This is a genomic window from Effusibacillus pohliae DSM 22757 (assembly GCF_000376225.1).
Taxonomy (GTDB): Bacteria; Bacillota; Bacilli; order Tumebacillales; family Effusibacillaceae; genus Effusibacillus; species Effusibacillus pohliae.
This window is the reverse complement of the sequence record NZ_AQXL01000126.1, coordinates 1-16522: the sequence shown is the minus strand read 5'-3', so window position 1 is coordinate 16522 and position 16522 is coordinate 1. Positions and strand designations below refer to the sequence as shown.

At 52.6% G+C, this 16522-nt stretch carries 16 protein-coding genes; 5 read left to right on the top strand and 11 right to left on the bottom strand.

The window, feature by feature from the left end:
- Nucleotides 1-52: 52 nt before the first annotated feature.
- From C230_RS0112130 to C230_RS23620, 6 genes are all read right to left on the bottom strand, one after another.
- On the bottom strand, nucleotides 53-754 hold the full coding sequence (locus tag C230_RS0112130) for an ABC transporter ATP-binding protein (RefSeq protein ID WP_018132311.1): 702 nt from the start codon (nucleotides 752-754) through the stop codon (nucleotides 53-55).
- 4 nt (nucleotides 755-758) lie between these two features.
- Nucleotides 759-1535, bottom strand: a complete 777-nt coding sequence (locus C230_RS0112125; protein ID WP_018132310.1) for an ABC transporter ATP-binding protein — start codon at nucleotides 1533-1535, stop codon at nucleotides 759-761.
- The gene (locus C230_RS0112120) at nucleotides 1510-2469 is read right to left on the bottom strand and encodes a branched-chain amino acid ABC transporter permease (RefSeq protein WP_018132309.1); all 960 of its coding nucleotides are present in this window, start codon (nucleotides 2467-2469) and stop codon (nucleotides 1510-1512) included. The genes C230_RS0112125 and C230_RS0112120 overlap by 26 nt, the downstream gene beginning before the upstream one ends.
- Before the next feature lie 10 nt (nucleotides 2470-2479).
- Entirely contained in the window at nucleotides 2480-3385 is a 906-nt protein-coding gene (locus tag C230_RS0112115) for a branched-chain amino acid ABC transporter permease (protein ID WP_018132308.1), read from the bottom strand.
- Between the two features lie 202 nt (nucleotides 3386-3587).
- Entirely contained in the window at nucleotides 3588-3923 is a 336-nt protein-coding gene (locus C230_RS0112105; protein WP_156807446.1) for a type 1 periplasmic-binding domain-containing protein, read from the bottom strand.
- Between the two features lie 224 nt (nucleotides 3924-4147).
- Nucleotides 4148-4282, bottom strand: a complete 135-nt coding sequence (locus C230_RS23620; protein WP_018132305.1) for a hypothetical protein — start codon at nucleotides 4280-4282, stop codon at nucleotides 4148-4150.
- A gap of 190 nt (nucleotides 4283-4472) precedes the next feature.
- Between C230_RS23620 and menA the strand changes: the two genes are divergently transcribed.
- Nucleotides 4473-5384: a 1,4-dihydroxy-2-naphthoate octaprenyltransferase gene (gene menA, locus C230_RS20295; RefSeq protein WP_018132304.1), complete on the top strand. Its 912-nt coding sequence runs from the start codon at nucleotides 4473-4475 to the stop codon at nucleotides 5382-5384.
- A gap of 128 nt (nucleotides 5385-5512) precedes the next feature.
- Here the strand turns inward: menA and C230_RS0112090 are convergent, their stop codons facing one another.
- The 3 genes from C230_RS0112090 to C230_RS0112080 form a co-directional block, all read right to left on the bottom strand.
- Complete coding sequence (locus tag C230_RS0112090; RefSeq protein WP_018132303.1) at nucleotides 5513-7285, bottom strand: acyl-CoA dehydrogenase family protein; 1773 nt, start codon at nucleotides 7283-7285, stop codon at nucleotides 5513-5515.
- Nucleotides 7286-7297: 12 nt separating this feature from the next.
- Nucleotides 7298-8473 (bottom strand): acetyl-CoA C-acetyltransferase, encoded by a 1176-nt coding sequence (locus tag C230_RS0112085; protein ID WP_018132302.1) that lies wholly within the window; start codon nucleotides 8471-8473, stop codon nucleotides 7298-7300.
- A gap of 235 nt (nucleotides 8474-8708) precedes the next feature.
- A complete protein-coding gene (locus C230_RS0112080; protein WP_018132301.1) occupies nucleotides 8709-11099 on the bottom strand; it encodes a 3-hydroxyacyl-CoA dehydrogenase/enoyl-CoA hydratase family protein in 2391 nt (796 codons plus the stop codon).
- Nucleotides 11100-11636: 537 nt separating this feature from the next.
- On the opposite strand from C230_RS0112080, the gene C230_RS23905 reads away from it, so the two are divergent.
- From C230_RS23905 to C230_RS0112065, 4 genes are all read left to right on the top strand, one after another.
- Nucleotides 11637-11831 carry a helix-turn-helix domain-containing protein gene (locus C230_RS23905; RefSeq protein WP_156807445.1) on the top strand — a complete coding sequence of 65 codons (195 nt, stop codon included), beginning with the start codon at nucleotides 11637-11639 and terminating at the stop codon, nucleotides 11829-11831.
- A 96-nt stretch (nucleotides 11832-11927) separates the two neighbouring features.
- Nucleotides 11928-12344: a sigma-70 RNA polymerase sigma factor region 4 domain-containing protein gene (locus C230_RS0112075; protein WP_018132300.1), complete on the top strand. Its 417-nt coding sequence runs from the start codon at nucleotides 11928-11930 to the stop codon at nucleotides 12342-12344.
- A complete protein-coding gene (locus C230_RS22595) occupies nucleotides 12334-12483 on the top strand; it encodes a hypothetical protein (protein WP_018132299.1) in 150 nt (49 codons plus the stop codon). The genes C230_RS0112075 and C230_RS22595 overlap by 11 nt, the downstream gene beginning before the upstream one ends.
- A 2-nt stretch (nucleotides 12484-12485) precedes the next feature.
- Complete coding sequence (locus tag C230_RS0112065) at nucleotides 12486-13250, top strand: glycoside hydrolase domain-containing protein (RefSeq protein ID WP_018132298.1); 765 nt, start codon at nucleotides 12486-12488, stop codon at nucleotides 13248-13250.
- A gap of 85 nt (nucleotides 13251-13335) precedes the next feature.
- Here C230_RS0112065 and C230_RS0112060 read toward each other — a convergent pair whose 3' ends face one another.
- Together C230_RS0112060 and C230_RS0112055 are read right to left on the bottom strand one after the other, a co-directional pair.
- Entirely contained in the window at nucleotides 13336-13821 is a 486-nt protein-coding gene (locus tag C230_RS0112060) for a hypothetical protein (protein WP_018132297.1), read from the bottom strand.
- Nucleotides 13822-14073: 252 nt separating this feature from the next.
- Entirely contained in the window at nucleotides 14074-15930 is a 1857-nt protein-coding gene (locus C230_RS0112055) for a sigma-54-dependent Fis family transcriptional regulator (RefSeq protein WP_018132296.1), read from the bottom strand.
- Nucleotides 15931-16522 lie beyond the last annotated feature (592 nt).

Genomic DNA, 16522 nt, shown 5'->3' with positions numbered 1-16522 from the left:
CCGCCAGAGTGGGAGAGCTTTTCCGTTTCCAACTTGCCGAACTCCGGGCCGTCTATGCGCCCAGATACGCTTTTTTGATTTCCTCGGAAGCGGCCAGTTCGGCGGCGTCTCCGGACAGCACGATTTTGCCGGTTTCCAGCACATACGCCCGGTGGGCGATCCGCAGCGCCTGGTTGGCGTTTTGCTCCACCAGCAAGACGGTTGTCCCCGCTTGGTTGATTTCCTGGATGATGCGGAAGATCTCCTGCACCAGAAGCGGCGCCAGGCCCATTGACGGTTCATCGAGCAGCAGCAGCTTGGGGCGCGCCATTAAAGCACGGCCAATCGCCAACATCTGCTGCTCGCCGCCGGACAATGTGCCGGCCTGCTGCTTGCGCCGCTCCAGCAAACGTGGGAAACGGTCGAACACTTTTTCCATATCCGCCTTGATTTCCTTGTCGGTACGGGAAAAAGCGCCCAATTCCAGATTTTCCTCGACCGTCATGTTGGCAAACACACGCCGACCTTCCGGGCAGTGGATCAGGCCCTGTTTGACGATCGACTGGGCGGGCTGGCCGGCGATCGATTGGCCCAAAAATTCGATCCCGCCCGTTTTCGGCTTCAAAAGTCCCGACAATGTCTTCAGCAGTGTCGATTTGCCGGCTCCGTTGGCGCCGATCAAAGTCACGATTTCGCCTTGATTGACCGTCAGGCTTACCCCTTTCAGCGCGTGGATGGCACCGTAGTACACGTTGATGTTATCGACCTTTAACACCCGTTCACACCTCCTGCCCCAGATAGGCTTCGATCACTTTCGGGTTCGACTTGATCTCGCTCGGTGTTCCCTCAGCGATCAGCAGGCCGCGATCCAGCACGTAAATCCGTTCGCAAACGCCCATCACCAACGACATGTCGTGCTCGATCAGGAGAATCGTCAAATCGAACTCACGGCGAATCCATTGGATCAGATGCATCAGATCCTGCGTTTCCTGCGGGTTCATGCCGGCCGCCGGCTCGTCGAGCAGCAGCAGCTTCGGCCGTGCCGCCAGCGCACGGGCGATCTCCAACCGGCGCTGTTCGCCGTATGGCAGATTTTTCGCAAGTTCGTCCTTCTTGCCGTCCAGTTTGAAGATTTTCAGAAACTCGATCGCTTTCTCCGTGATCTCCGCCTCGCCTTTAAAATGGGACGGCAGCCGCAAAATCGACGAGAACACCGAATGTTTCGCGTGCTGGTGATAGGCGATTTTCACGTTGTCCAGGACGGACAGATCGCTGAACAGGCGGATGTTCTGGAATGTGCGGGCGGCGCCTTTTTGCGTGATCTGGTAAGGTTTCAGGCCGCCGATCGACTCCCCGTTCAACAGGATCTTCCCCTCGGAAGGTTCATAGACCCCGGTCAGCAGGTTGAACAAAGTCGTCTTTCCTGCGCCGTTCGGACCGATCAGACCGACCAGTTCGCCCTTGCGCAGATGCATCGATACGTCGGATACCGCCTTCAGACCACCGAAAGAGCGGCTGACCTTTTGCACATCAAGCAGAAGTGTTGGTTGCGCCATGCTGCTCCTCCTTCTTGTTCAGGAAGTTGAACCGAAATTCGCGAGTCCCCATCAGTCCGCTCGGACGGAAAATCATCATCAAAATCAGCAGCACCGAATAGATGATCATGCGGATATCCGGGTAATCCTGCAGCAGGGTGAAGATCATCGTCAGAACGATCGCCCCGACGATTGAGCCGGACGTGCTACCAAGACCGCCGAGTACCACGATCACGAGAATCTCGAACGATTTCATGAAGTTGTAGTTGTTCGGATTGATGATGTAGAACATGTGTGCAGACAGCCCGCCCGCAATCCCTGCGAAAAAGGCGCCGATCACGAACGCCATCACTTTGTACTTGGTCGTGTTGACCCCCATCGCTTCGGCCGCGATCTCATTTTCGCGGACGGAAATGCAGGCCCGCCCGTGCGTCGAATTGACGAAGTTGTTGATCACAACCACCGTAATCAAGGTCCAGAGGAAAACCCAGGTCCAGTTCGTCTCCGTCGGGATGCCGCTGAGGCCGGAGGCACCCCCTACATACTCGGTATTCAGCCACACGATCCGGATGATCTCGCCGAATCCGAGCGTGGCGATCGCCAGATAGTCCCCTTTCAGCCGCAGGGACGGAATGCCGATGATGAGACCTGCGACGGCCGCCGCCAATCCGCCGATCACCAGGGCCACCACAAACGGCATGTTGAAATCGATCGTCATAATCGCCGACAGATAGGCGCCGATCGACATGAAGCCGGCGTGACCGATCGAAAATTGTCCGGTGAACCCGTTGATCAGATTGAGGGAAACGCCAAGAATGATGTTGATGCAGATCAAGATCAGCGTCGATTCCGCAAAATCGTTCAGCACGCCCGTATCGATCAACACTTCGCACACCGCATAAATCAGGAGACTGACGACGATTCCGGTCCAAAAACTTTTGTTTTGCACGCGCATCCGCTGTCACCTACACTTTCTCGCGAACGTTCTTGCCAAACAGGCCAGACGGTTTGAAGATCAGGATCAGAATCAGGATCGCAAACGCCACTCCGTCCCGCCAGAGCGAAAAACCGACCGACGAGACGCCGGTTTCGATCACCCCGAGCAGCAAGCCGCCGACCAGCGCCCCCGGAATAATCCCGATGCCGCCGAGCACCGCCGCAACGAACGCTTTCAGCCCCGGAATAATGCCCATAAGCGGGTCGATCGAGTTGTACGTCATGCCGAAAATCACGCCCGCCGCCGCTGCCAGCGCGGAACCGATGGCGAACGTAGCGGAGATCGTCGTGTCGACGTTGATGCCCATCAGGCGGGCCGCATCCTTGTCAAATGAAACGGCGCGCATCGCCTTGCCGATTTTTGTCTTGTGCACAATCAATTCCAGCACGACCATCAGGATGACCGTGACGATCAGAATCATGATCTGGTTCGAGTCGATCTGTACAGAACCAAACAGGTTGTACTGCGTTTTCTGGACGATTTCGGGGAATCCTTTTGCTTGCGGTCCCAACAAGAATATTCCGCCATTTTCCAGCAAAAAGGATACACCGATCGCCGTGATCAAAACCGCAATCCGGGAAGCGTTGCGCAACGGCTTGTACGCTGTCCGTTCAATCAGCACCCCCAGCACAGCGCTGGCCGCCATCGCCACCAGCAGGGCGATCACGAACACCAGGATTTTGTTTTGCATGCCTTGCGCTTCCAGCGCTTTCACGGTGAACAAACCGACAAAAGCGCCTACCATAAACACATCGCCGTGGGCGAAATTGATAAGCTTGATAATTCCGTACACCATCGTATAGCCCAACGCGATGAGCGCGTAGATGCTTCCGACCGAGATCCCGTTGATCAATTGTTGGATGATATAGTCCATACGGGCACTCCTTTCCTTTGGATAAAGAGGGGGACGCTGCGGTCCCAGGATGACTACGGATTGACCTTCGTTTTGAACGTTGGCTTTCCGTCTTTCAGCTCGATCAAAACGGCCGATTTGATCGGATTGTGCTTGTCGTCGAACGAAATCACCCCCTGTCGCCACTTTGTAATCCTTAATGCTTGCCAACGCTCCCTTGATTTTAGCCGTACCGGTACCGGTAGCCACGTTTCGTGAATTCTTCTTGCAACGACTTGGCGAAACCTTTCGAATAGTCGTTAGAAGCATCCGTATAAATTACAACCGTTTTCGCCATCAGACCGTTAACGGCAAACTTGCCCGTCACCGTCCCCTGGAACGGGTCGATGAAGCAGGCGCGGAACACCCACTCGTTTACCTTGCCGCTTCGCTCGTCAACCGTCACTTTCGCCGCTGTCCCGGACGGCGTAATGAGCGGCGTCTTTTGCCCGGTCACAACCGGGATCATCGCCACCGTGTCACCGGAGGCGGCGCATCGACGATCGTGACCACATGACATTCACCGCTTCTGCTGTGTTTTCCTGTGGTTCTATTACTGGCAACTATCTGAATAATCCCAGCATTGATAGTACATGAACGAAGAGAAACTATCACCTTTTATTTTTCGACATTGTAAGAAACCAGGATTCAATATCAAGCTCTACCTACCGATTTCGAGAAAATACATACTTGATCAAAATTTAATACTTTTAGTTTTGGTTATGTTATCAATTATTTGCAAAATTACCGAATCAAGAAAATTCCAATCAAAATCAAAATTGTGCCGATCACCTTCATGCCTCCCCATTTTTCAAACAGAGGCGCGATTCCCCACGACAAAGCGGCCAGCACTGCAAACCAGAAGCTTGTGTCCGTCATATGCAACCTCCCCATTTTGCCGCAATTGTCTGCTTCGCGTTACCCCGGCAGGGATGAAATGTCATTCTCATGCGGTGGGTGAGCAGCCGGGCGGCTTTCCGGAATGTCTGTTGCGGCCTATGAAACAATTGTATGAGAAGGTTGGACATAGTATTATGGGGTTAGGAAGAGTTGGAAAGGATGTCCTGAATTGGAGAAACGGCAGGTCAGTCTGTTTCAGGTCTGGTTTCAGGCGATCCGCTTTCCGTCGCTTACGGCAAGCCTGATCCCGGTCATGTTGGGCGGGGCGTTTGCCGTGATGGACCGCGCGTTTCAAACCGTTCCGTTCTTGCTGGCGTTGCTGGCGAGCAATCTGCTGCATGCCGGAGCCAACCTGTTTAACGACTATTTCGATTCTAAAACGGGTGCCGACGCGGCCGATTCCCTGTGTGCCAGCGGCGTTATCCAAAAGGGATGGCTCACCCCCCAACAAGTGTACCAAGGGGGCGTTGTTTGTTTTGTACTGGCCAGTCTGCTGGGCGCCTATCTGGTCACAAGGGTGGGCAGCGGCATGCTCTGGTTCGGATTGATCGGGCTGCTCGTTGGCTATTGCTACACGGGCGGACCGTTTCCGCTTGCCTATCGGGGACTGGGAGAGCTGGCCGCATTTGTGGGAATGGGCCCGCTGCTGGTGCTGGCCACCTATTACGCGCAAATGGGTATGATGCGCTGGACCGTTTTTGGGGGATCGATCCCGATTGGGCTGGTGGCGGCCGCCATGCTGCACGCGAACAATTTGCGGGACAGGGAACACGATCGGCTGGTCGGCAAGATCACATTGGCCAACCTGCTGTCGGAAAAAGGGGCCAAACAGGAACTGACCGTGCTCGTCTTTGCTGCCTATGCGATCCAGATTTTGCTCGTGTCCGCCGGCACACTGCCGAAGTTGTCGCTGATCACCCTGTTGTCCCTGCCGGTCGCGGTGCAGGTGATCCGCAAGGCATGGACAAGCGCCACCCCGCTCGAAATGAACCTGGTGGTCGGGCTGACCGTTTTGCTGCATCTGGTCTACGGAACGGCCTATGCACTGGGTCTGTTTGGCTCGGTGTTGTTTCTGCAATAACTTTGCGCCCCGCGACCGGTTGCTTCGATCCAGGCCAGGCGACGCATTACTTTCGTGGAAAATAGAAAAGGTACCGGCGAATGCCAGTACCTTATTGTTCGTCGGTATTCTGTTGGATTCCTGCCGGGTTAGCACACATACTTTTCCGCTTCGATCACTTTCGCGGCGATTTCCCGTTTCAGAGCGACCGTGTTGATCGGCTGGAAGCGAACCAATTTCTTGAAAATCGACAACTGCGTCCGCAGCATGTCACCGCTTTCCATTGCGGCCAGCGTGTCGCGGCCGAGCGCCTCGATCCGGGCAAACGCTTCGTGGACATACGCTTTCGTCATGGCCACCTTCAGTTGCGCCTTGTCGGCGTCTTTCGCCAGCGCCTTTTTGGCCCGCAGCAAAGCGGATTCCATCGCAAAGATTTCAATCATGATATCCGCCAGGTTGGCCAGCACTTCCTGCTCGTTCTGGATGTTCTGCTGGTACTTCTGGACGGCCAGTCCGCCGACCATCAGGAACGCTTTGCGCGCCTGCTCCAGCAGCAGTTGTTCCTCGCCAAGCGGTGAGCCGTCCGGCATTTGCGGCGCCATGCCCATCAGCTCCGATTGCAGCTGCTGAGCCGCTTGCATCAGCGGTAACTCGCCTTTCAGCGCCTTGCGCAACAGCGTGCCAGGGATCAACAGGCGGTTGATCTCATTCGTTCCCTCAAAAATCCGGTTGATCCGCGAATCGCGATACATCTGCTCGACCGGATACTCCTGGATAAACCCGTACCCGCCATGGATCTGAACAGCTTCATCGGCAACGAAATCAAACACTTCGGAACCGAACACTTTCGCAATCGAGCATTCAATCGCATACTCTTCGATCAGCTTGGCGGCGGTCCGTCCCAGATCGTTCGGGTCGGTAAAATCGGCAAACTGCTCGTCATACAGTCCGCCGATCCGGTAGATCAGCGACTCGAGTACATAGGTCTTGATGTTCATGTCGGCCAATTTTGCCCCGATCAGCGGAAAGGACGAGATCGGACGGCCGAACTGCTTGCGTTCGTTCGCATATTTGGCGGCCAATTCGATCGCCCATTTGGAGGAACCGACGCAGCCGACCCCAAGCTTGTAACGGCCGATGTTCAGGATATTGAACGCGATGACATGGCCGCGGCCTTCCTCGCCAAGCAGATTTTCCACCGGCACTTTGACATCTTCGAGAATCAGCGGACGGGTGGAAGAGCCTTTGATCCCCATCTTCTTTTCTTCCGGTCCGACCGACACGCCGGGGAAGGTGCGTTCCACGATGAACGCGGAGAATTTTTCACCGTCGATTTTCGCATAGACGACAAACACGTCGGCGAAGCCGGCATTGGTAATGAATTGCTTGGTTCCGTTGAGAATGTAATACTTGCCGTCCTCCGACAATCTGGCGGTGGCTTTTGCCCCCAGCGCGTCGGATCCGGATCCCGGTTCGGTCAAAGCGTAAGCGGCGATCCATTCACCGGTTGCCAGTTTCGGTAGGTATTTCGCTTTCTGCTCCTTGCTGCCGAAAAAGACGATCGGCAGCGTTCCGATCCCGACGTGTGCCCCGTGCGACAGGGCAAACGAACCGGCGCGGGTGAAGTACTCGGTAATCAGGCTGGAAGAAACTTTATCAAGGCCGAGACCGTCATACTCTTCCGGCACGTCAGCTCCCAACAGTCCGAGTTCCCCCGCTTTTTTCAGAAGTTTGACGGACAGGTCGAGATCCAATTTTTCCAGCTGTTCGCGGTGGGGTGCCACTTCCCCTTCGATAAAATCGGCCGTCGTTTGCGCGATCATCTTCTGTTCATCCGTAAAATCTTCCGGTGTAAAGACGTCATTCGCATCGATCGATTCGAGAATGAAGCTACCGCCTTTGACTTTGCGTTTCGTTTCCATAAAAAGCCCTCCTCACACGATTTCAAATACGCCGGCCGCTCCCATGCCGCCGCCGATGCACATCGATACAACCCCGTATTTGCCGTTCCGCCGTCGCAGTTCGTTGATCAGGGATACGGTCAGTTTCGTCCCCGTGCAGCCGAGCGGATGGCCGAGCGCGATCGCACCGCCGTTGACATTGACTTTGTCCATGTCAAGTTCAAGGTGGCGGGTCACATAGACGCACTGCGAAGCAAACGCTTCGTTGATCTCGAACAGATCGACGTCCTCTTTTGTGATGCCTGCCATTTTCAGCGCTTTCGGAATCGCGACAACCGGCCCGACCCCCATGATGTCAGGGTCGACGCCGCCGACCGCGAACGAACGGAACACCGCAAGCGGCTTCAATCCGAGCGCGTCCGCTTTTTCGGCTGACATCACCATCACGGCCGCCGCCCCGTCGGACGTCTGCGAAGAGTTCCCCGCCGTCACGGTTCCCTGCACGTGAAACACAGGCTTCAGTTTCGCGAGAACTTCCTGCGTCGTGTCCGGGCGCACCCCTTCGTCCGTGTCGAAGATAAACTCTTCGACTTTGACTTTCCCGTCTTCAAACGTTTTGATCTGCGCCTTGACCGGAACGATCTCTTCTTTGAACTTGCCTGCCTGGATGGCGGCTGCCGCCCGTTGGTGGGAGCGCACTGCAAACGCATCCTGCTCCTCGCGCGTCACGTTGAAACGGCGTGCCACTTGCTCCGCCGTGTGCCCCATCGACATGTAGATTTCCGGTTTGTTGTCGACCAGCCACGGATTGGGAGCGAGTTTGTATCCGGTCATTGGCACATGGCTCATGCTTTCGACGCCACCGGCCACGATCACATCCGCTTGCCCGATCATGATTTGCTGTGCGGCCAGCGCGATCGTTTGCAGGCCGGACGAACAGAACCGGTTGACAGTCATTCCGGACACCTCATTTGGCAAACCTGCGCGTTGCGCGACGATCCGCCCCAGGTTCATCCCCTGTTCGCCTTCCGGCATCGCGCAACCGATGATCACATCTTCGATTTCCGCCGGATCCAGGCCCGGCGTGCGGCGAACCAGCTCCTCGACGACGATGCCGCCGAGATCTTCCGGCCGCATTTGCCGGAGCGATCCTTTGGGAGCTTTGCCAACCGCCGTTCGCACACCGGCCACGATTACCGCTTCTTTCATTCCGTTCCCTCCCTAAAAATACCCCACGAAAGTGACGTAAAGCTACGAAGCGTATTCCGATTACTTTCGTGGGGCCCCCTAATTATGCCCCGTAAAGTGAAGCGAAGCTTTGAAGCCAATTCCGAGTACTTTGCGGGGACCCCAATCACTTCCCCGCCCGGTTCCGCGGGGTCCCGAAAATCATCCGTCTTCCGGCTGACTTGCCGGGACCCATAGAGGTTCCAGTTCATTTTTCCTAGTTGCGCAAAGGTTTGCCTTTGGTCAGCATGTGCTGCATCCGTTCCTGCGACTTCGGTTCGCCGCACAGGCTCAGGAACGCTTCCCGTTCGAGATCGAGCAGGTATTCTTCCGTCACCCAGGTGTTTGCCGGGACCCGGCCGCCAGCCAACACAAACGCCAGTTTGTCGGCGATCTTCAGATCGTGATCGGAGATGTAGCCGGACTGTTTCATCGTATAAGCGGCGATTTTCATGACCGCGTATCCGGGTTCCCCGACCACCCGAATCTTTTTCTTCTGAGGCGGCTTGTAGCCTGCGTTGGCCAGCGCGAGCGCCGTTTGTTTCGCGTCGTGCAGCAGATAGTCGTTGTTGACGGTGATGCCGTCTTCCCGCCGCAGATAGCCCAATTTTTTTGCGTCGTACCCGGAGGTGGACACTTTCGCCATCGCGATCGTTTCAAACGTCTTGTTGACCAGCGGTTGCAGATCGGCGTCTTTCTGATCCTGCACCGACTCGGTGTGGCGAATCAACAGTTCTTTGTTGCCACCACCGCCCGGGATCAGGCCGACTCCCACTTCGACCAGCCCGATGTAGCTTTCCGCCGCCGCCTGAATGCGGTCCGCCGGGAAGCAGACTTCGATCCCGCCACCGAGCGTCATCGCAAACGGAGCAGCCACGACCGGCTTGTCAAGATATTTCAGGCGCATCAGCGTATCCTGGAACTGCTTGACCGTCCAGTTGATGTCGTCCCAGTTCTCGTCCTGCGCTTCCATCAGGAGCAGCATCAGGTTGGCGCCGACGCAAAAGTTTTTCGCCTGGTTGCCGATCACCAGGCCCCGCCAGTTCTTCGACACTTCCTCACACGCCTGATTGATCATCAGCGTGATGTCAGCGCCGATCGCCTGGTTCGGGGAGTGGAATTCGAGACAGGCGATGCCGTCGCCGATATCGATCAGCGACGCCCCACTGTTCGACCTGATCGTCTTGCCCTGCTCTTTCAACACCTGCAGATCAATGATCTCTTTCTGCTCCTCGATTTCCTTGTATTCGCCTTTCGGCATGTAGAAAGATTTGACTCCCCCCTCCTTCGTATAGAAGGAAGTTTTACCGGATGCGACCATCTCTTCCACCCAGTCCGGAATCGTTTCACCTTCTTGCTTCATGCGTGCGAGCGATTTATCCAGACCGATCGCATCCCATGTTTCGAACGGACCGAGTTGCCAGTTGAACCCCCACTTCATCGCCTTGTCGATGCTGACGATGTCATCGGCGATTTCATCCACCCGTTCTGCGGTGTACAACAGCACCCGCTTTAACACGCCCCAAGCGAATAAGCTGGCAGCGTCCTGTCCGTAGACGAGAGCGCGCAGTTTCTCCTTCGTGTCTTTTTGCAGCTTGGCCGCTTCCAGCGATGCGAACTGCGGCTTTTGCTTCGGCCGGTATTCCAGCGTGTTGTAATCGAGGGCCAGGATGTCCTTGCCTTCTTTTTTGTAAAAACCCTGTTTCGTTTTCTCGCCCAGCCAGCCGCGCTGCACCATCTGTTGCATAAATTCCGGCACTACAAACGCAGCTTTTTCATCCCGGTCGGCCACATTTGCGTGCACGTTATTAGCAACGTGGACAAACGTGTCAAGCCCAACCAGATCGAGCGTTCGGAAGGTGGCCGACTTGGGACGGCCCATAACCGGTCCTGTAATTGCGTCCACATCGTCGATGCCGAGGCCGTTTTTCACCATCTCTTGAACGGTGACCATCAGTCCATAGGTACCGATGCGGTTCGCGATAAAGTTGACGGTGTCTTTGCAGACGACGACTCCTTTGCCGAGCACCCGTTCTCCGAAGTTGACCATGAACTCGACCAGTTCCGGTTTCGTTTCGGTGCAGGGGATCACCTCTAACAGTTTCATATAGCGGACGGGATTGAAGAAATGGGTGCCGAGGAAATGTTCCCGGAATGGCTTGCTGCACCGTTCCGACATCCGATTGATGGAAATGCCGGACGTGTTGGAGGAAACGATCGTGCCCGGTTTCCATACTTGCTCGATTTTTTCGAACAATTGCTGCTTGACTTCCAGATTTTCGACGACCACTTCGATGATCCAGTCGACTTCCGACAGCACCGCCAGATCATCTTCCAGGTTGCCTGGAGTGATCAGGTCAACGTTTTCCGGCGTGTACAGCAGTGCCGGTTTTGACTTGAGCAGCCGTTCCTTGGCGGCCAGCGCAAACCGGTTGCGCACCTGCGGATGGTCAATCGTCAGCCCTTTTCGCACTTCCTGTTCCGTCAGTTCCTTCGGAACGATATCCAGCAAATACGATGGGATTCCCACATTCGCAAGATGTGCCGCGATTCCCGATCCCATTACGCCGGAACCGATCACGGCCACTTTTTTCACCGCAAAATCCATCCCCATACCTCCTCATCGATCCACCCGCCAACGCGACGGCCTTACCCGCAACTGACCCGCTGCGCCGACAATCCCAAAACAGCAGGCTCGCCATGCTGCCGGAACCGCAAGCAAAGCGCTTACATATTGTCGAGAAGCTCGATTGCGCCAGGTCACGTTATGGCGGGCACCCGAATTGTAACAATTCTGTGTCCAGTGCTTCTGATAGACCTCATTGCTACATGTCTATGGACCAGATCCAGTCATTAACACCCCCCGCGCAACCGAACGGTTGGAAGGAAAATCTTTGACTGAATGGTCATTCATATCATAGCATATTCTCTGTTTTCAGTAAATACGAAAATTGCTCGCTTCAAAATTCTCTCCCAAGCGACCGCTTTGGAATCGTCAAACAAACCAGATCAACATCCCGAACATTATAAAATAATAAATTGTATATTATAAGTAATTTACAATTCTGTTTTGTGAAACGCCATACTCCAACCTCAGAAAGGGTGTCCAAAAAATCATATAAATCGGAACGTGACTCTTCGGGAAATGGTGGTCAGAGCAAAAAATGGGGATAAGGATGCGCTAGCCGCAATCATCCAACGATTCATGCCTGCAATCAGAAAATACAGCCGCCGCCTGGGCTACGAAGAAGCCTATTCGGATTTAGTGGAATGGATGATCAAAACCGTTAATCGTTTTCCACTTCACATATTAGAGAAGGAAAATAAAACAAAGAATTAGGCTCACCATTTTTACAAATAGGAAGTTGTCAAAACAACTCCTATTTTCTCTTTATTCTATAGAACACCAAACAAAAGAGGATTGGAGGTGATTAGAATGAACGCTTATGAACTCTCTTTGGAAGAGGCCAGAATCGCCGCATGGTTTCTAACAGGATTGCGCCGTGAAACTGCCAGGTTGGCTCGCCGACAAAATCGAGTCAGACAACATGAACTGTTGATTTTGAATCAACGTCTTCACGCCGATTCGGAAGAGACGGAGATGATCGATCAAATTGCTGCGGCAAATGACACACCTGCTGAGATGGAGGATCTGATTTCCCTTGAAGAAGTCTTCAAATTATTGACATTCCCTCAACAAGCGGTGATTAAAGCAACGATTTTAGAGGGAACACCGGAACAGGAAGTGGCACTCCAAATGGGAACAACCAAACAAGCAGTAAACAGAATGAAAGGGAGAGCATTAAGAAGACTCAGAAAATATTTCGAGGAGGTTAATAATTATGATTTTTGAACCTCATTCACCGGGAAAGGTGATCGTTTCGGAGGATCTCTTGCTTGAATGGAAAGAAAAAGCAAAAAAGTATGAAGACTTGCTGCAGGAATTACGTGAACAAGAACATCCAGCGACAAAGCAAGGGGGAGAAAAGTAACTATGTCCTGGCAAGGTTTTGATAAAGCGCCAGCCATTTCGAAAACAACTGCTCAGAATATGTGGACGGGCACACCTTTTTACTGGTACGGATTTTACCTTGGTGGCCCTTGTTATCTGAGTGGCGACCGCGATTCGAATAACAGAGCAATAAGCTTTACAGCTTCGTTGCACAGCGAATATAAGAATATTGGATACAATTTGGCCTATATTTATGTAGGTCGCCAGGATCAACCATATCCCTGCAATGCCCCCACCACCTCAAACGCAACTACTTTGGGTGAACAAGACGCTCAACAAGCTGCACAATTTGCTAGCGAAATCGGTGCACCTGCTCTGAGCGTCATTTACTTGGATGTAGAAGGAGGGAACCTCCATACGACAGCCATGGTGGATTACGTCAAAGCTTGGGTGAGCTACATCAACAGAGCGACAGCATATTGGGCAGGAATTTATTGTAGTGCCGGAAGCAACGGGTCAGTTGCACAACAATTGTACGATGCGGTTGGTGGAAGAGCCAACATGTGGGTTGCTCAATATCAATGCAGCCCAGGAAAATCCTATAATACAAGCAGTAATTATTGCTTTACAACTTCCTGCACAAATACTGCCTCTATCAATAATTTGAATTTGGATAACACTTCATTCTCTGGCGCTTATATGCGACAATACGCCGGGGATGTGTACGTCAAGTATAATGGCGAATGTCTTGCTGTGGACCTGAACGTGTCAAGGGACATTGACCCCAACAAAAAGCAGTTCGTCTAAGTGGTTCAAGTAACATGCGAAGTGGCTGGCGACCGCTTCGCATTTTTCACTTACTGAAGTGGAATCTTTCATCTGCAATCCATTTTTATGGTCGCAATTCCTTCACAGGTTGGCCTTGCAGATCCTCATAAGAGCCATCGACCACCAAATATACCCATTCCGGCAATGCACCCCAAACCACTTTGCCGTCTGGTAAAGCATATTGAGCGATGGAGATGGCAATTTCCGTTTCTTTCTTCAATCGGTTCAAACGGTTCGCATCTAGTGGAGCATCCTCAAATTGAACTTCTATCGTCTGACCTACAAAATCATAATCCACAGGATTGCTGTTCACCAAGTTTTTTGTTACATGAAGCGAGATTGATCTCAATTGACCGTCTTGTACCACAACGTTTGCTATTTTCCCTTGTATTCTATATGCTCTCGAGACCGGTTCCCATTTTTTCTTGTTTGATTGCTCTGCTTTCGGAGAGGAGGAAGGGTGCGGTTCATTGCTCTCTTTCGGGCTGCAGGCGGAAATTGCACTAATAAGAAGAAAACTGATCAACCAAGTCATGACCCTTGTTTTCATTAATCGGGCCCCCATTGCTCGCAAGGAGCGTCATTTTTCTCAACTTGCCCTACTACATTGCTCTATTATATGGCCATTCACATCATAACATATTTCGCCGCTGGCGCAAACGGGAACCGCCAATTTGTGTGAACCGCCAGTTTGCATCCGCATTTTTCAGCAAGTCGCGGACGACGCCGCTGATAGGCGCGGCTTCTACACCTCACCGCCGGATCGGTTCGTAAATCTCCGTTAGCTGCAAGAAATGCGGGATCACTGGGTCGTGTAGGTACGGTTTAGTTTTTTCAATTTTCGGTACAGGGTATTGCGACCGATTCCAAGCATCCGTGCCGCCTGCGAGATATTCCCGTCGGTGGTATTCAATATGCGGAGGATCGTCTCGTGTTCCAGTTGTTCAAGCGAAGCACTGGCTGTTTCGGCATATGGCGCGCGGTTTTTAAGAATATAAGCAGGAAAATGGCGGATGTCAATGATCCCGTCGGTTGCCAGAAAAGCGGCTTGGCGTAAGGATCCCAGCAACTCTCGTACGTTTCCCGGCCATGAATATTGGTTGATCAGCTTTGTTGCTTCCTCAGAGAAAGATAACATGGGGCTGCCCAGTTCCTTCACTACAGCCCGAAGCAAGTGAGCGGCCAGGTCAAGGCGGTCTTTGCGATCCCGCAGAGGAGGCAAGACGAGATGGATCCCCTGCAGCCGGTAAAACAAATCGGCACGAAAACGCCCCGCCTGTACTTCCTCCCATAAGTCCTTGTGAGTTGCCGCAATAATACGCACATCCACCTGTATCGGTTTGATTCCGCCGACCCGAATCACCGTTTTTTCCTGGAGCACCCGTAACAGGGACACTTGCATCTCGAGCGGCATTTCTGCTATTTCATCCAAAAACAATGTTCCTCCGTGGGCAAGTTCAATCTTTCCGGGATGGCCGGATTGTTTTGCTCCGGTGAATGCGCCGGCTTCATATCCGAACAATTCACTTTCCATCAAGGTTCTTGCTATAGCCCCACAGTTCAGCGCAACAAAAGGTTTGTCGGATCGGTTGCTCACGTGATGGATCGCCTGGCTCACCATCTCTTTTCCTGTTCCGCTTTCGCCGGTAACCAGGATATTGTAGTCTGTTTTCGCCGCCCGTTTGGCAAGCTCAAGAACCGAGAGAAAATCAGGATCATTCCCGTAAATATCGGCAAAGGTATATTTCACGGAACTGCGCCGGACCGATGGAAGCGATGTTTTTCGATCCTGAGTGAATGCAACCGATAGGGGGCGCTTGTCTACAAGAACGGACGCAAACCATTTGTTGTTGTCATCTTTCCTGTTATATACGGCGGAAACATCAGAATTCGGGTGATTGCCCGGTCGTTGCAGCAGCGACTCGACACCTGTCAGAAACTCTGAAAGCTTGACTGCGTTAAGCAGCAATTGATCCAGCTCGAACAAATCGCGTGCTTCCCGATTGGCGCCGGTGATTACGCCCTCTTCATTGACTCGCAATAAAGCCCCCTGGCCTCTTTTTTGCTGCGGGTGGAGGGAGATCACCAATTGTTTGTTGGAATCATGAATCAGGATCCAATCTTCAACTTTTCGTGCAATCACATCCACCATCGCCAGGATAGAAGGATGATAGATGTTGTAATAGCCGCTGATGTCCAAGACGGCGACCTGTTCCCCCAATGGATCAAATATTGGTGACGCTGCACAATAAATATATCGGTTCGCTTCCAGGTAATGGTCTTGCCCAACTACGGCCAATGGCTTTTTTTCAATAATGACCGTTCCTACCGCATTGGTGCCCCTGACCGTTTCCGACCAACAGGCTCCTTGAAACAAATGAATTTTGTCGGTGTCCTTCATAAAGGCAGGATCACCGATCCTCTCCAATATATACCCAGATGTATCCGAAATGATGGCTGTCGAGGAAAACGATTTGACCCAAGCGTATAAACGTTCGATCGTAGGATTGATTTCCCGCAAGAAAGGTTCTTTCTGTTCCCGTAACTGTTTGAATTCGTTCGATTCCAATATGGCATCCTTCGCTTGCAAAGGATCCACGCCGTACTTGCGACTTCTTTCCCACGAGTTGTTCAAACAAGGATTGATCAACTTTCGCACGTCAATCACCCTTTCTGAAAATTCCCGCTTTCCATAATCATACCCTTACCCGCCTTCGTTAGACAAGGTTAGCCAAAGAAAACCCGAGTGTTCCGAAATGGAACAAGTGCGCCGTTATGGTACAGTTCAAGGGACTTTGGAACACGCAAAACGTCTGGAAAAGATAGCGTTTTCATGCTGGCATGAATATTGCAAATACTGTTTTGCGTCACATCATCAAAAAAACAAGGAGGAGTTACCATGGCAACCACTACGACCGTCTCGCTTGATCCCCGCGTCCAGGCTTTTCTGAAAGGCGGACCGAAAAAATTGATAGTAGCTCGGAATTAGAGAGATGAATCCGAGTCTGGACAAGGGGTGAATGGGTCAAAAATTGTCTATTTTGTTAACCTTGGAAAGCCATTTTCAAAAAATGGGCATGCCAAATAACCCGACAATATCGGGTTTTTAAAAAATATGGAAAAGGCCTGTGACTATGCAGCTAATTGGCTTGCAAACCATTCGTCCAGTGAAGGAAGGTTCGCTTTTCTTGCTTCTTCCAACCATGCGTCGGCATGTTGGCACATGGCAATCAAGTAGACTCGAATGTTCC

Excerpts from the sequence above, each read along its gene's own strand:
- C230_RS0112125 (WP_018132310.1), bottom strand. The coding sequence starts at position 1,535 with ATGGCGCAACCAACACTTCTGCTTGATGTGCAAAAGGTCAGCCGCTCT.
- C230_RS0112120 (WP_018132309.1), bottom strand. The coding sequence starts at position 2,469 with ATGCGCGTGCAAAACAAAAGTTTTTGGACCGGAATCGTCGTCAGTCTC.
- C230_RS0112115 (WP_018132308.1), bottom strand. The coding sequence starts at position 3,385 with ATGGACTATATCATCCAACAATTGATCAACGGGATCTCGGTCGGAAGC.
- C230_RS0112105 (WP_156807446.1), bottom strand. The coding sequence starts at position 3,923 with ATGTCATGTGGTCACGATCGTCGATGCGCCGCCTCCGGTGACACGGTG.
- C230_RS23620 (WP_018132305.1), bottom strand. The coding sequence starts at position 4,282 with ATGACGGACACAAGCTTCTGGTTTGCAGTGCTGGCCGCTTTGTCGTGG.
- C230_RS0112090 (WP_018132303.1), bottom strand. The coding sequence starts at position 7,285 with ATGGAAACGAAACGCAAAGTCAAAGGCGGTAGCTTCATTCTCGAATCG.
- C230_RS0112085 (WP_018132302.1), bottom strand. The coding sequence starts at position 8,473 with ATGAAAGAAGCGGTAATCGTGGCCGGTGTGCGAACGGCGGTTGGCAAA.
- C230_RS0112080 (WP_018132301.1), bottom strand. The coding sequence starts at position 11,099 with ATGGATTTTGCGGTGAAAAAAGTGGCCGTGATCGGTTCCGGCGTAATG.
- C230_RS23905 (WP_156807445.1), top strand. The coding sequence starts at position 11,637 with ATGGTGGTCAGAGCAAAAAATGGGGATAAGGATGCGCTAGCCGCAATC.
- C230_RS0112075 (WP_018132300.1), top strand. The coding sequence starts at position 11,928 with ATGAACGCTTATGAACTCTCTTTGGAAGAGGCCAGAATCGCCGCATGG.
- C230_RS22595 (WP_018132299.1), top strand. The coding sequence starts at position 12,334 with ATGATTTTTGAACCTCATTCACCGGGAAAGGTGATCGTTTCGGAGGAT.
- C230_RS0112065 (WP_018132298.1), top strand. The coding sequence starts at position 12,486 with ATGTCCTGGCAAGGTTTTGATAAAGCGCCAGCCATTTCGAAAACAACT.
- C230_RS0112060 (WP_018132297.1), bottom strand. The coding sequence starts at position 13,821 with ATGAAAACAAGGGTCATGACTTGGTTGATCAGTTTTCTTCTTATTAGT.